The 12443-nt window shown below is 70.2% G+C and carries 10 protein-coding genes; 5 read left to right on the top strand and 5 right to left on the bottom strand.

What is annotated here, in order from left to right; all coding sequences use genetic code 11:
• Positions 1-1143 precede the first annotated feature (1143 nt).
• Positions 1144-1494, top strand: coding sequence for a hypothetical protein (locus AB0J46_RS37545; protein ID WP_364339057.1), 351 nt, complete (start codon positions 1144-1146; stop codon positions 1492-1494).
• Between the two features lie 320 nt (positions 1495-1814).
• Here the strand turns inward: AB0J46_RS37545 and AB0J46_RS37540 are convergent, their stop codons facing one another.
• Positions 1815-2978, bottom strand: coding sequence for an MFS transporter (locus AB0J46_RS37540; RefSeq protein ID WP_364339055.1), 1164 nt, complete (start codon positions 2976-2978; stop codon positions 1815-1817).
• A gap of 73 nt (positions 2979-3051) precedes the next feature.
• Between AB0J46_RS37540 and AB0J46_RS37535 the strand changes: the two genes are divergently transcribed.
• Positions 3052-3642 carry an XRE family transcriptional regulator gene (locus AB0J46_RS37535; RefSeq protein ID WP_364339053.1) on the top strand — a complete coding sequence of 197 codons (591 nt, stop codon included), beginning with the start codon at positions 3052-3054 and terminating at the stop codon, positions 3640-3642.
• A gap of 455 nt (positions 3643-4097) precedes the next feature.
• Here the strand turns inward: AB0J46_RS37535 and AB0J46_RS37530 are convergent, their stop codons facing one another.
• From AB0J46_RS37530 to AB0J46_RS37520, 3 genes are all read right to left on the bottom strand, one after another.
• Positions 4098-5396, bottom strand: a complete 1299-nt coding sequence (locus AB0J46_RS37530; protein WP_364339050.1) for an acyltransferase — start codon at positions 5394-5396, stop codon at positions 4098-4100.
• Between the two features lie 155 nt (positions 5397-5551).
• Entirely contained in the window at positions 5552-6448 is an 897-nt protein-coding gene (locus AB0J46_RS37525; RefSeq protein WP_364339047.1) for a hypothetical protein, read from the bottom strand.
• Positions 6445-6987, bottom strand: a complete 543-nt coding sequence (locus AB0J46_RS37520) for a sigma-70 family RNA polymerase sigma factor (protein WP_364339045.1) — start codon at positions 6985-6987, stop codon at positions 6445-6447. The genes AB0J46_RS37525 and AB0J46_RS37520 overlap by 4 nt, the downstream gene beginning before the upstream one ends.
• Before the next feature lie 310 nt (positions 6988-7297).
• On the opposite strand from AB0J46_RS37520, the gene AB0J46_RS37515 reads away from it, so the two are divergent.
• The 3 genes from AB0J46_RS37515 to AB0J46_RS37505 are packed head-to-tail and all read left to right on the top strand — an operon-like array spanning position 7298 to position 11238.
• Positions 7298-8551, top strand: coding sequence for an MFS transporter (locus tag AB0J46_RS37515; RefSeq protein ID WP_364339043.1), 1254 nt, complete (start codon positions 7298-7300; stop codon positions 8549-8551).
• The gene (locus tag AB0J46_RS37510) at positions 8548-10020 is read left to right on the top strand and encodes an amidohydrolase family protein (RefSeq protein ID WP_364339041.1); all 1473 of its coding nucleotides are present in this window, start codon (positions 8548-8550) and stop codon (positions 10018-10020) included. Before AB0J46_RS37515 ends, AB0J46_RS37510 begins: the two co-directional genes overlap by 4 nt.
• Positions 10021-10062: 42 nt before the next feature.
• Positions 10063-11238 (top strand): FAD-dependent oxidoreductase, encoded by a 1176-nt coding sequence (locus AB0J46_RS37505; protein WP_364339039.1) that lies wholly within the window; start codon positions 10063-10065, stop codon positions 11236-11238.
• 83 nt (positions 11239-11321) lie between these two features.
• Here AB0J46_RS37505 and AB0J46_RS37500 read toward each other — a convergent pair whose 3' ends face one another.
• On the bottom strand, positions 11322-12437 hold the full coding sequence (locus tag AB0J46_RS37500; RefSeq protein ID WP_364339037.1) for an ROK family transcriptional regulator: 1116 nt from the start codon (positions 12435-12437) through the stop codon (positions 11322-11324).
• Positions 12438-12443: the final 6 nt, after the last annotated feature.

The raw sequence follows: 12443 nt of genomic DNA, 5'->3' as shown, positions 1-12443 counted from the left end.
TATCTTGGCGAGGAGTGCATGCCGTCCAGCACCGAGGGACGCGTGAAGGCGAACCACTCCGGCTCTTTCGGAGGCCCTGAAGCCAGCATGATCGTGCCGGCGGAAGGGCGAATCACACGCGATGCCGGCCCCCAGGAAGTACCCCGACCACCTCCGCGGGCGCGGTGCGGACGGTCTTCGAGGTCCGCGAGCAGAGCGGCGATGCGCCCGGCGCGATCGCGCGGGTGCCCCAGCAGCTCGGCGCGCACCGGGAAGCGCTGCGCAGCCGGGTCCGCCAGGCCGAGATCGACGGCGGGCAGCGACCGGACACCTCCACGGCGGCCGCGGGTGGGCGGCTCGTACACACCGACGATCGAGGCTCGTTCCATGGCGGGGATCTTCGCAGCCTTGGTCAGCCAGTACGCCCGCCGGGCTCAGGGCCTTGGTGAGGCGGTGCCGGGCTCTGCAACCCCCCGGTCGTTGGCGTTGGCCAGCGGGATACCGGCGGTCATCCCCTTCGGCTCAGCGACCTGGGCCGTCTCGGACATCCGGGGTCACGGGATTGCTCCCCGTTCAGGTTGGAGCCGCGCAGGGACGATGGGGCTGCTCCGGTGTCGTCCCCGCGCGGCCGGTCTACAGGACGAGCCGAGCTGCTCCAGCACGAACTCGGCCGCCGTCTCCAGGACGTACCGGAAGCGCTGACGACCGGCGCAGCGCACCGGCTCCTCCAGGCGGCCAGCGATGGACGAGTGGCTCAGCCGTTGAGGTCGCCGACGACGTGCCGCGAGCTCTTTCGGAAAGACGCGTACCCGACAGCACGCCGAGCCTATGAATGGGTCGGCCCGCCGCCACCAGCAATGCCCTGTCATCCCCAGCCGGCACGTCCGGCACCGATACCGGTGTCCGTGTCACAGGAGCCATAACGGCAGTCCTCATGTCGAGGGAATCGCTGCGCGATCCACGCACATTGGGCCAGAATGACCGGCATGGAAACAACACTTCAGTAGGTGTCTCGTCTGGCGGCCGGAAGTAGAGCACCTACCGGCTGAACCTCATGGACCAGGCCGCGGCCGCCATGACTGTACGACGTACGCCGCCTGTTGCGCAACGCACCTCGCAACGGAACACTTCGTGGCTCGATCAATGACAAACGGGAGTGGGCGAATGGCGGATGACACCGAAAACCATTCAAGCGACGTCCTGCTTTGGATTTGGGCGATCCTGGGGCTTATCGTCGGACTTGTTCTGTCGGTGAAATATGCGCAATCCGCGGGAATTACTCGCGAGGAGAAACTACCAACCACGCAGGGTCTATTCCTCGTAGGCCTGATGTTCGGCCCCGCGATTCTTTCCTTTTCGATCGGAGATCATTTTCACAAGGAAGTGCATCGAGGGAGAATGTCCTGGGAAGTATACTGGACCGTGCTGTCCGGCCTCGCGGCTTCCACATTCGCATTCTTGGGCATTACAGGTGTCGATGAGCTGCTTGAAGTATGGAAGTATCTCTCCTCTTGACCGAAGGAATCTACTCCTTCAGGGCGCCCCGAATCGATCACGTTGGTGGATGTCGAGCGCATCGGCATGCAGCTTGACCTGGCCGGATGATTGATCCGCCCGGCAAGCCCCGAGGCGGGGCTGCGTCAGGGGCGCGCCGATGCGGTTTTTCACAGGACAGGCCAAGGCCTTACGGCGGAGAGCTGCGTCCGCCGACTTCCCGGGCTGCCCTTCAGCCCACCTGCGGTCGTGACGTTCGATGAGGTTTGGATTCGGGTCGGTCACGTATTTCCGCCGTCGGCCAGGACCTGGTTGAGCCTCAGGTGCCGGGCAGATGTTGGTCAGCTCGCGGCCGACCGTGTTGCGTCTGCGGTCCCGATGGTCAGGGGGGCGATGATGCCTGCGGCGACGAAGAGCAGCGCCAGGACGCCCCAGGTCCAACCGCCCGCCAGCTGGAGCATGCCGGTGATCAAGATGGGACCGATGACGTAGCGACTGACCGAGCGCCCCATGCCGAACGCCGCCAGGTACTCGCCTTTCTGGTCATCCGGAGAGAAGGCGTACGACAACGTCCAGGCCGCGGGGACAGCGATCAATTCCGCCGCGGTCAGCATCACCAGCGCAGCACAGAAGAGCGCAAGAGGCATCGACTCGGCCGCATGCCAGAACAACAGACAGGCAGCGGCAGCGAACGCCGCTGCGACGGGCTGACATCGCCGGGCAGCTCTGAGGCTTGTGATGTGGCGTGCTATGAGAGCTTGGAAGACGAGCGCGAGGACGGTGTTGACGGCGTACAGGACCCCGAGTAAGCCGTCCGGCAGTGTGGTCGCCTGGGCGAGCCACAGCGGAAAGGCGAGGTTGAGGATCGGTTGCCAGAGCTGCAGTACGCCGTCCACACCAGCCAGCGAGAGTAGCCGCAGGTCGCGTAGCACGCCCAAGCCTCGCCGGACCGGGGCGGGCGCTTCGGCCCGAACCGGTTGGGGCAGGGTGGCGAAGGCCGCAGTGACCAGAAGATAGGCCGCCGCGTTGGCCAGGATGATGGTCCGGAAGAGTCCGGTGCCGGCCAGCAGCCCGCCGAGTGGACCGCCGATGCTGATCGCCAGATTGATCACCGTCCGATACGAGGCCAGCACCTTTACCCGGCTGCTCCCTTCGACGATCTCTGCCACGTACGCCTGGGTCAGCGCAGTCGCGATCTGGTCGGCGACCGTGATGATCGTGACGACCACGAGGTACCCCCACCAGTCTCCGACGAAGGCGTAGGCGGCGGTTCCGGCAGCACGTAGGGCATGCACCAGCACCAGCGCTCGCCGGACACCGTAGCGGTCGGCCGCCCGGCCCAGCGGTATCGCGGCGGCTATGGCCGCGGCACCCGCGATGCTCATGCCCAGCCCGACTTGGCCTGCGGCTAGCCCCACCACGCCGGTGAAGTAGACGGCCGAGAAGGCCAAGAAGAGCCCCGAGCCAAGGAAGTCCACGAAGCTGGCGCCGAGCAGCCGCCGCACCGCTCGACGCTCGGCACGACCAGTATCTTGTGTCATAGTCGCACTATTTTGCACCCTAGGGCAGCATTGCGCCATGAACGATCCCGCCGAGGCCGTAGGCCACACCCTCGCCGCGAACCTGCGCGCTGCACGTCAAGACCGGGGCTGGCGGCTGGAAGAGCTGGCCACACGGTCCGGCGTCAGCCGCGGCATGCTCCAGCAGATCGAGACCATGCGCACCAACCCCAGCATCGCGACGCTCGCCCGGATCAGCGCCACGCTCGGTGTTTCGATCGGCGAGTTGGTGGAGCCCCCGGAGGAGCTTGGCCGCGTTTCCCGTGCCGCCGACGCCGTGGTTCGCTCCGAAGGCCGCGCCAGGCTCCTGATCAACGACAGCCAGCCGCCTTTCACCGAGCTTTGGGAGTTCCGGCTGCCTGCCGGCGACAAGATCTCCACGCCCGCGCATCCGGCCGGCACCCGGGAACTGCTGCAGCTCCACTCGGGCAGCGTCGCGGTCACCGTCGGCGGGGCACTCTTCCAACTCGCCGCGGGAGACGCGCTCCGTATGCGAGGCGACCGCCCGCACGCCTACAGCAGCCAAGGCCCGGAGCCGGCCCACTTCACGATGGTCGTTGTCTATGCCGGCGCCCGAGACCCTCGCTACGCCAGCCTTGTCCCCGGCTGATTCGACGGTCTGTCGTGAGGCTCCACCCTACGGCGCTCTTCGTTCGGCATTGCTGGGTACGCGTGAATTCACGAGCGGTCAGCAGCGCTGTACTCGTCCGGTGACTTCATCGTCTCGCCGATGCGGGTGTCCGGTCCCAGTCGAGGGGGACGCCGAAGGTGTCGTGGAGACCGATGCGGCCCTCGTCCGTGAGGTGCACGGCGCGCCGGACGCGTCCCCTGCGCAACCACTCCAGCGCGAACAGCCGCTGGGCCAGGGCGGCGCCCAGCGCGCCCGCCAGGTGATGACGCTGGTCGCGCCGCTGGTGCTCGCCGGTTCGGGACCGGCCTCACGATGCCCGCCGCCACCTCGGCGGTCATGGAGGCCGCGCCGGCGGCGCTCAGCGGGGCGGCGTCCGCCGTGCTCAACGCCGCCCCGCCAGACGGGACGCTTCCCTGCCGGGCGGCGCGGCGGCCTCATTCGCCGGGTGCCCGCGCCGGGCTGGGCGCTGCCCGACGGGATCCGGCCCGGCCGATCAGGCGCCTGCCCAGCGACTGCGCCGGCGACTCCACCCATCGCCAGGTCAGCGCGCACAGTCCGAGCAGCGCCGCGTACACCGCCGCCAGCAGCGTCAGGCGCACTGCCACCGGTACGGTCGACGGGTCCGGCAGGAAGAACTCCACGCTCTCCAGCAGCAGCGGATGCAACAGGTAGATGGAGTAGGACACCAGCCCCAGCCAGGTCAGCCACGACGGCATCCTGCGGTGGCGCAGCGTCATCCCGGCGGCGAACGTCAGCCAGGCCGCGGCGATCGCCAGCTGTGATCCCAGCTCGGCGCGCGCCGGCCACAATCCCGCCAGTGGTACCAGCGCCACCCAGGCGAGGTGCCGGTGGCCGATCTGGCCGGTCTCGACACGGTACAGCGCGGTGCCGGCGAACATGGTCGCCAGGATGAACAGTCCCTGCCACGGCCCGGGATAACTCTGGTTGACCGCCAGCAGCAGGAGGATCGTGCCGGCGACGGCCACGGCGCCCGCCTGCCGTACCCGCCTGCCGCCGCGCAGCACCATGGCCAGCCCGGCCGCCAGCACGGCGGTCACCACGACCACGACCGTCAGCATGCGGCCCGCCCCGCCGGCCGACAGGAGCGTCACCGGCAGCACCCCGGCGCCGAGCACCGCGGCCGCCGCGAACGTGAGCGCGGCCGCGGTGCTGCGCCGGTGCACCCCGAGGGTGAACATGGCCGTCAGCAGAAGGTAGAAGGCCATCTCGTAGGACAGCGTCCACAGCACATTGACCAGGTTCGGGACGTACAGCAGGTTCTGCAGCATGCCGGCGTGCGCCAGGGCCAGTGCCACCGGCCGGCTGCGCCACCAGATGTGCATGTCGTCCCAGCCGGCCACCGTCAGCAGCGCCATGCCGGCCATGCACACCGAGAACAGCGGCCACAACCGGAAGAACCGCGAGACCCAAAAGGCCCCCACGCTGCCCCGGCGTTCCAGCGACGCCGGCACGATATAGCCGCTGACCAGGAAGAACACCAGCACTCCGTACCAGCCAGGCTCGAAGACGGCCTTGATCGGCAGCCGCGCCTCCGGCCACAGCGGTCCGAGCGCGTGCTCGAAGACCACCACCATCGCGGCCAGTCCCCGCAGCGCGTCCAGCCAGGCCAGACGCCGGGTGTGCGGCGTAGCCGCGCCGCCGGCGGCGCGAGGAGCAGGCAGGAGGCTCCGCGCCTCGATCGTCCACCGCCGTACCACCAACGCCACCGTCATCGACACCCTCTCCTACCGATTTGTCCGATCACACCAACCCGCACGCCCACCTCACCTGACCTTCAGAACGACCCGGCCTGCTCGTGGCAGCCGGAACCGGCCCACCCCGAGACGTGGGCAGAGGCGGACCGGGGCGAGGTCGATCTGCCGCCGGCTCAGCCCGGCATGTCGTACCACTGGGGTTGCGGGTGCGGGCTGGGGGCCGGGCCCGCGTCCGCGCCGGGGGTCACGTACAGGTCGACGGTGTCGGCGCTGTGGAAGCGGGTGGACGCCACGATCCAGTCGTCCTTGATCCGGCTCCCCGGCGCGGCCTCGTCGAACCACGAGGTTCCGCCGTCGTCCTTGTCGCTGTACTTCCAGACCAGCCGGTAGCCGACCTGCAGCCCGCGCCTGCTCAGCTCGGCCCGTACGTCCGCGACCGTCCTGCCGTGGCTGGTGTAGCCGGGCAGGGCCTCGTCGCCGCCCTCCGGGTCGACAGGGCCGTCCTCGACGTACGGCTCGCCCGGCTTGGCGGGCCGGCCGACGCCGAACACCACCCGGCCGGGAAAGTCGGCCGGCATCCAGACCCTGGCGCAGAACGCCGACGAGCACGGCGTGATCCCCTGAGTGCCGATGCTGCCGTGCCACTTGAAGCCGCCCGGGACGACCGGGCCGATCAGCTTCCCCACGTCGGAGGGCGCCACCGGCACCACCTTGACCGTGACGTTCAGCCCGACCGCCCGGAACGCCTCCTCGAAGCGACGGCGGTCGGCCGTGGGATCGGTGATGTTCACGCTGAAGTACTCGCCGGTCTTCTCGATGGAGACGGCGGCGTTGGCGTAACTGGTCACCGGTCCGCCGGCCAGACCGGTGCCGACGGCGACGGCCGCGGCCGTCGCCACGGTGGCGAGGCCCAGCACCAGCCTTCGGCGGATCTTGCGGCGGGGCCGTGTCACGATGACCTCCTTGCGTTCCTCGGACATGATCGCGTGCATGAGTTCCCGAGCCTCCGGCGCGGACGCCTCTCCGGCGAGATCCTGGTCACCGACGCGGGCGAGATCGGCGAGGTTCACAGCGAGCTCCCTTCCAGGACGACGGCGCGGGGGTGGTCGATCCCGGCCTTCGCCAGGCCCCGGGCGAAACGCTTGCGGGCGCGGTAGAGCCTGATCCGTACCGCGTTGCGGGAGATGCCGAGCATGCGGGCGATCTGGCCATGGTCCAGCGCCTCCCAGGCGACCAAGGAGAGCAGCTCCCGGTCGTCGTCGGGCAGGGCGCGGAAGACGCTTCCCATCTGCGACATCTCGTCCTCGGGCGGGCGGGCCAGCGCCGGGGCGGCGGCGAGCCGCTGGCGCAGGGCCGCCGTACGCTGCTCGTGGCGCTCCTCGCCGCGCCGATGGTTGGCGAGCACCCGCCGCGCCACGCCGTACAGCCACAGCCGCGCCTCGTCCCCCTCGGGCAGCTCGTCGATGCGACGCCACGCCGTGGTGAACGTCTCGGCCACCACGTCGGCCGCGTCCTCCGGGTGCCGGCAGCGGCGCAGGACGTACCCGAGTACGGGTTCGTAGGCGGATTCGTAGATCTCCACGAACCGGCTACGGGGATCGGCTCCCATCCGGTCTCCTTAACTGGATCATCTGTCATATATGTCGATGTCCGGAACTTTGAGGGCATTTCCCGGGAGATCTCGCGACCGAGGACCATCCGGCTTGTCGGCGCGACCTCGCGGCGAAAGCGCTCAGCCCCTTCGGCCGGCACACCGCGAGGCCGACTGACGATCTTGCAGGCGTTTCGACGTCGGCGGACCGAGCTTGGTGCAATTGCACCGCTGGCGGCTCCGACTTCATGTCCCTGCACGAAGCACTCCCGGGTCACGTGTTGGAGGGTTGCTGGAACATTGACGTGAAAGCTCCGGAGGTCTGTGAATGGGACTCGCCGAAGACACTCGCCCCCTGGCGCCCGCGCAGATACGCAGGACGGCGACCGTCACCGTAGGGCTGCTCATGGGCGTCTGGGTGATCGACTACGTCGATCGGGTGATGATGGCCGTCGCGTTGCCGTTCATCGGCGAGGACTTCGCACTCACCAAAACCGAGCAAGGCTGGCTGATCACCGCCTTCTCCCTGGTCTATCTGCTGTGCCAGATACCGGGCGGCATCCTCGCCGACCGGTTCGGCGCCCGACGCCAGCTCATGGTCTCCCTGCTGCTCTGGTCGGTCTTCACCGCCCTCACCGGCATCGCCTGGGGCCTGGCATCTCTCCTGGTCATCCGTGCCCTCTTCGGCGTCGGCCAGGGCCTGTTCCCCGGCGCGTCCTTCAAGGCCATCGCCGAACGCACCACCCCCGCCGTCCGCGCCACCGCCGCCGGCGCCATGCTCGCCTCCAACCAGCTCGGCGCCGGCGTCGCCCCGCTCATCGTCGCGCCGCTCATCCTCGTCCTCGGCTGGCGCCACACCTTCTGGGTCACCGCCGCCGCCGGCGTCGCCATCGGGGTTCTGCTCTGGAAGCTGCTGCCCAAGGCGCTGCCCGCCCACCTCAACGGCTCCGACGTCGTTCAGGACAAGGGGCTCGGCCTCGGCGCCGTGATGCGCTCGGCGTCGGTCTGGAAGTTCGCCGCTCTCTTCTGCGCCACCAACATGCTCGGCTACGGCTTGATCACCTGGGTGCCGAGTTACCTGCTGGAGGAGCGCGGGATCTCCCTCATCAACACCGGCGTCATGTCCGCCATCCCCGGCCTGGTCATGTGCGCGACCGTCTTCCTCGGCGGCTGGCTGTTCGACCGCTTCTTCCATGACAGGGCCCGGCTCTACGTCATCCCCCTGCTGCTGGTCACCGCCGTGCTCCTGGTGCTCATGCTGATGGCCGAGTCCGCTGTCGGGTTCACCGTCTACCAGACCCTCGCCATGGGGGTGGCGGGCCTCTCCTCGATGGGCATCCTCGGCATGCCCGTGCGCGCCCTGCCGCCCGCCATCATCGGATCCGGCATGAGCATCGTCAACGTCGGCGGTCAGATCGCCGGCGTTCTCGCCCCCGTCCTCATGGGCTTCCTGGTCGACAAGTTCTCCTACACCGCCGCTTTCGGCCTGCTCATCGCCACCACCGTCCTCGGCGCGCTGATCGCGTTGATCGTGCCCCAGCGCCCTGAGCAGTTCAGCCTCGCAACGAAGGAGCTCGCGTGACAACGTACGATCTGGTCCTGGCCCGCGGCCGGGTCATCGACCCCGAGACCGGTCTGGATGCCGTGCGCGACGTCGGCGTCAACGGCGGGGTCATCCAGGCCGTCTCCGACCAGCCGCTCGACGGCGTCGCCCATGTCGACGCGACCGGCCTGGTCGTCAGCCCAGGCTTCATCGACCTGCACAGCCACAGCACGGACGTCGCCGGCCACCGGCTTCAGGCACTCGACGGCGTCACCACCGTCCTGGAACTCGAAGCCGGCGCCTACCCGGTCGCCGCCGCCTACCGCAGAGCCGAGACCGAGGGCAGGCCGCTCAACTACGGCTTCGCCACCTCCTGGGCCGTGGCCCGCATGGCCGTCCTCCTCGGCCTTGACAGCGACGGCGACCTGACGACCGACTTCCTCGCCAACATCGGTCGCGAGGAATGGCAGCGTGCCGCCCCTCGGCAGACCGTCGACCGTATCACCGGCATGTTGGAGCGTGACCTCGGCGACGGCGCCCTCGGCATCGGAATCCTCGTCGGCTACGCCCCTCGCATCGACCCCTCCGAGTACCTCGCCATAGCCGCCCTCGCCGCCCGCGCCGGGCTGCCCACCTATACCCACGCCCGCGAACTTGTCGAGATGGACCCCACCACTCCCGTCGACGGCGCTGAAGAGATCCTCCGCGCCGCCGCCGAGACCGGCGCGCACATGCACTACTGCCACGTCAACAGCACCTCCATACGCCATGTCGACCGCGTGCTCGGACTGGTGGAGAAGGTCCGCGCCGAAGGCTCGCGCGTCACCACCGAGGCCTACCCCTACGGCGCGGGCATGACCGGCATCGGCGCGGCCTTCCTCGCCCCGGAACTCCTCCACCGGCGCGGACTGACCCCGCACTCCATCGGCCTGCTGGGCACCCATGGGCGTATCCCCGACGCCGACGCCCTGCGCCGGGTCCGCGAGAGCGCACCCGGCTCGGCCGCCTTCGTCCACCTGCTCGACGAGGACGACCCCGCCCAGTTCGACTACATCCGGCGGGCCATCACCTTCACCGACGCCGCCGTCGCCACCGACGCCGTACCCCTCCTGTGGCGCTCCGGAGCGCCTGACCCGCTCTCATGGCCGCTCCGTCCCGACGCCGTCACCCATCCCCGTACTGCCGGCACCTATGGCCGGACCCTACGCAGGCTCGTCCGTGAGGACGGCGTCCTGTCGCTGCCCGAGGCTGTGCGCCGGTGCACACTCATCCCCGCCGACGTCGTGGGCTCAGGCGTCCCGGCGATGCGGCGCAAAGGTCGCGTTCAGCCGGGCTGCGACGCCGACCTGACCGTTTTCGACCCCGAGACCGTCAGCGACCATGCCGACTACACCGAGACGGTCCGGCATTCCTCCGGTTTCGTTCACGTCCTCGTCGGTGGCCAGTTCGTGGTCCGCGACGAGCAGCTGCTGCCGACCGCCCTGCCCGGCCGCGCCGTCAGAGCCTGATGCCTGCCCAAGGCCGCCCGGTCGACAAGGCCGACTGCCGTCATGGCCTTGACGTGCTGCAGCGTGATCCGCTGTTCGTGCGAGAATCGGGTCGTGGAGCGGCCTGGATGTGTTGCTGTCATCGGGGTGGGCGTTCTCGGAGCCTGTGTGGGCTGGAATGTGGCACGGCACGGCGTCAAGGTGGTCTTCGTCGACGCGGGCCGGCCGGGTGAAGGGGTCACCGACTGGTCGTTCTCGTGGGTCAACGCCAGCGCGAAGACCGCGAGCAGGTCCTACTTCGACCTGAACGTCGCGAGCATGGCGGCGTACCGCGAGCTTGCCGGGATCATCGGGCCGGACCCATGGTGGCACCCCGGCGGCCACCTGCGCTGGGCGGACGACCCCGCGGCGGAGGCGAGCCTCCTGGAAACGGCCGGGCTGCTGGCCGGCTGGGGCTACCGGGCCGAGGTACGCACGGGAGCCGAGGTACGCCGCCACCTCGAACCCGCGCTCACGGTGTCCGACGAGATTCCGGTCGTGTTCTTCCCCGACGAAGCCTGGGTGCACGGACGCCATCTCGTCGGCCGCCTGGTCGGCCAGGCCGTCGCGTCCGGCGCCGAGCACCGGTTCGGCACCACGGTCCATGACGTCGGCACCGGCGCCGACGGGAGCGTACGGACCGTCGCCCTGTCCGACGGCAGCCGCCTCGACGTCGACGTCGTCGTGAACGCCGCGGGACCCGGCGCCGCCCACGTCGCCGGGCTCGTCGCGCGGCACCTGCCGATGCGCCGGGAGCCCGGCCTCGTCACCCGGATCGAGTGTGCCCAGGCGCCGATCCGCCGGACCATGCACGCGCCGCGCGTCGCGATCCGTCCTGACGGAGACGCTTCGGTGGTCCTCCACAGCCGCGAGGTCGACGCGCTCATCGACGCCGGCGAAGATCCAGCGGCGCTCGAACGGCTGCTCCACGAGTCGGCGCGGCACGTCGTTCCCGGGTTCGAGTACTCCCGCATCGTCGGGACACGGGTGGTCGACCGGCCCATCCCGGGCGACGGATACCCCTCGGTGGGATCGGTGCCGTCCGTGCCGGGCTACTACGAGGCCGTCTCCCACAGCGGCATCACGCTCGGGCCGGTGATCGGCCGGCTGCTCGCGTCGGAGATCGTCAGCGGGAGGAGGGACGAGAGGCTCGCCGACTTCCGCCCGGAACGGTTCTCCCATGACACCCCGGCGAGCTGACGGTACGCGTCCCTGGTGCTGCCCCACCTGGAGGACTGAGCGCCGGCACTGCCCGAGACACTTCGGGCGATCAGCCCCGCCGGTCAGCGGGTGGCGACCGTGGCCGACAGGGCCAGGGTGGCGGCGCCGCGGGCGTGGCCGCTGTCGTCCCAGGGGCGGACCATGATCTCCACTCCCGACAGCACGCCGCTCTCCACCGCCGGCCGGAACCCGGGCTCCAGATACGGCCACAGCACGTGGCTCTCGCCGATCACCGCCAGCGCCCGTACGGCCAGGACGTTCACCACGCCCGCGGCCGCCCTCCCGAGCGCCGCCCCCGCCTCGGCCATCAGGTCGCGCACGCCCGGCACGTCCTCGGCGGCCAGCCGGGGCAGCTCGGCCACCGGCACCGGCACCGGCGTCAGCCCGCGCTCGTACGCGCGGGCGGCCAGGGCGTAGTCGGCCGCGTAGGACTCCAGGCAGCCGCGCCGCCCGCACACGCAGGGCGGCCCCTGCGGGTCGATCGGCACGTGCCCGAACTCGCCCGCGACGCCGTCGGGCCCGCGATGGATGCGCCGCCCGAGCACGATGCCCATGCCGATGCCGCCGCCGACGGCCAGCACCAGGAAGTCGTCGTGGTCGCACCCGGCGCCGAACAGCAGTTCGGCGCTGGTGCTGGCGCGGGTGTCGTTGTCGATGAGGACGGGGACCGGCAGGCGTTCGGCCAGCAGGGGCCGCAGCGGCAGGTCCGACCAGCCCAGGTGCGGCGAGATGCGCACGATCCCCCTGGCCTGGTCGATCACGCCGGGGACGGCCAGGCCGATGCCGCGCACCCGGCCGCCGGCGGCGGGGTCGGCCAGCTCGCGGGCGCACACGGCGGCGAGCTGCCCGACGGGGTCGGCGCGGGGGTCGAAGGGCACCGTGAAGCGGCGCGCCTCGCTGCCGTTGAGCCGCATGAGCACGCCGACCACGTGCGTGTGGTGCACCCGCAGACCGAGCGTGTACGCGGCGTCCGGCACCAGCTCAAGGGGCACTTTCGGGCGACCACGCCCGGCCGCCTGCGGCGCCAGCTCGCGTACGTAGCCGAGCTCGATGAGGCGCCGGGTGTGCTCGGTCACCGTCGCCGCGCCGAGCCCCAGCCTGAGGGCGAGCTGGGTGCGGTTGAGCGGCCCGGACCCGAGCGTCGTCAGGATCTCCGTCCTGGCCAGGTCCTCGCGCATCCGCGG

The sequence above is a fragment of the Nonomuraea sp. NPDC049758 genome (assembly GCF_040674635.1).
Classification (GTDB): Bacteria; Actinomycetota; Actinomycetes; order Streptosporangiales; family Streptosporangiaceae; genus Nonomuraea.
Note: the sequence above shows the minus strand (reverse complement) of the source record. Positions and strands in the feature narration are given on the sequence as shown.

What these genes read in the sequence shown, in the direction of transcription:
- AB0J46_RS37535 (WP_364339053.1), top strand. Translation starts at nt 3,052, where the DNA reads ATGAACGATCCCGCCGAGGCCGTAGGCCACACCCTCGCCGCGAACCTG.
- AB0J46_RS37515 (WP_364339043.1), top strand. Translation starts at nt 7,298, where the DNA reads ATGGGACTCGCCGAAGACACTCGCCCCCTGGCGCCCGCGCAGATACGC.
- AB0J46_RS37530 (WP_364339050.1), bottom strand. Translation starts at nt 5,396, where the DNA reads ATGACGGTGGCGTTGGTGGTACGGCGGTGGACGATCGAGGCGCGGAGC.
- AB0J46_RS37520 (WP_364339045.1), bottom strand. Translation starts at nt 6,987, where the DNA reads ATGGGAGCCGATCCCCGTAGCCGGTTCGTGGAGATCTACGAATCCGCC.
- AB0J46_RS37500 (WP_364339037.1), bottom strand. Translation starts at nt 12,437, where the DNA reads ATGCGCGAGGACCTGGCCAGGACGGAGATCCTGACGACGCTCGGGTCC.
- AB0J46_RS37545 (WP_364339057.1), top strand. Translation starts at nt 1,144, where the DNA reads ATGGCGGATGACACCGAAAACCATTCAAGCGACGTCCTGCTTTGGATT.
- AB0J46_RS37505 (WP_364339039.1), top strand. Translation starts at nt 10,063, where the DNA reads ATGGCCTTGACGTGCTGCAGCGTGATCCGCTGTTCGTGCGAGAATCGG.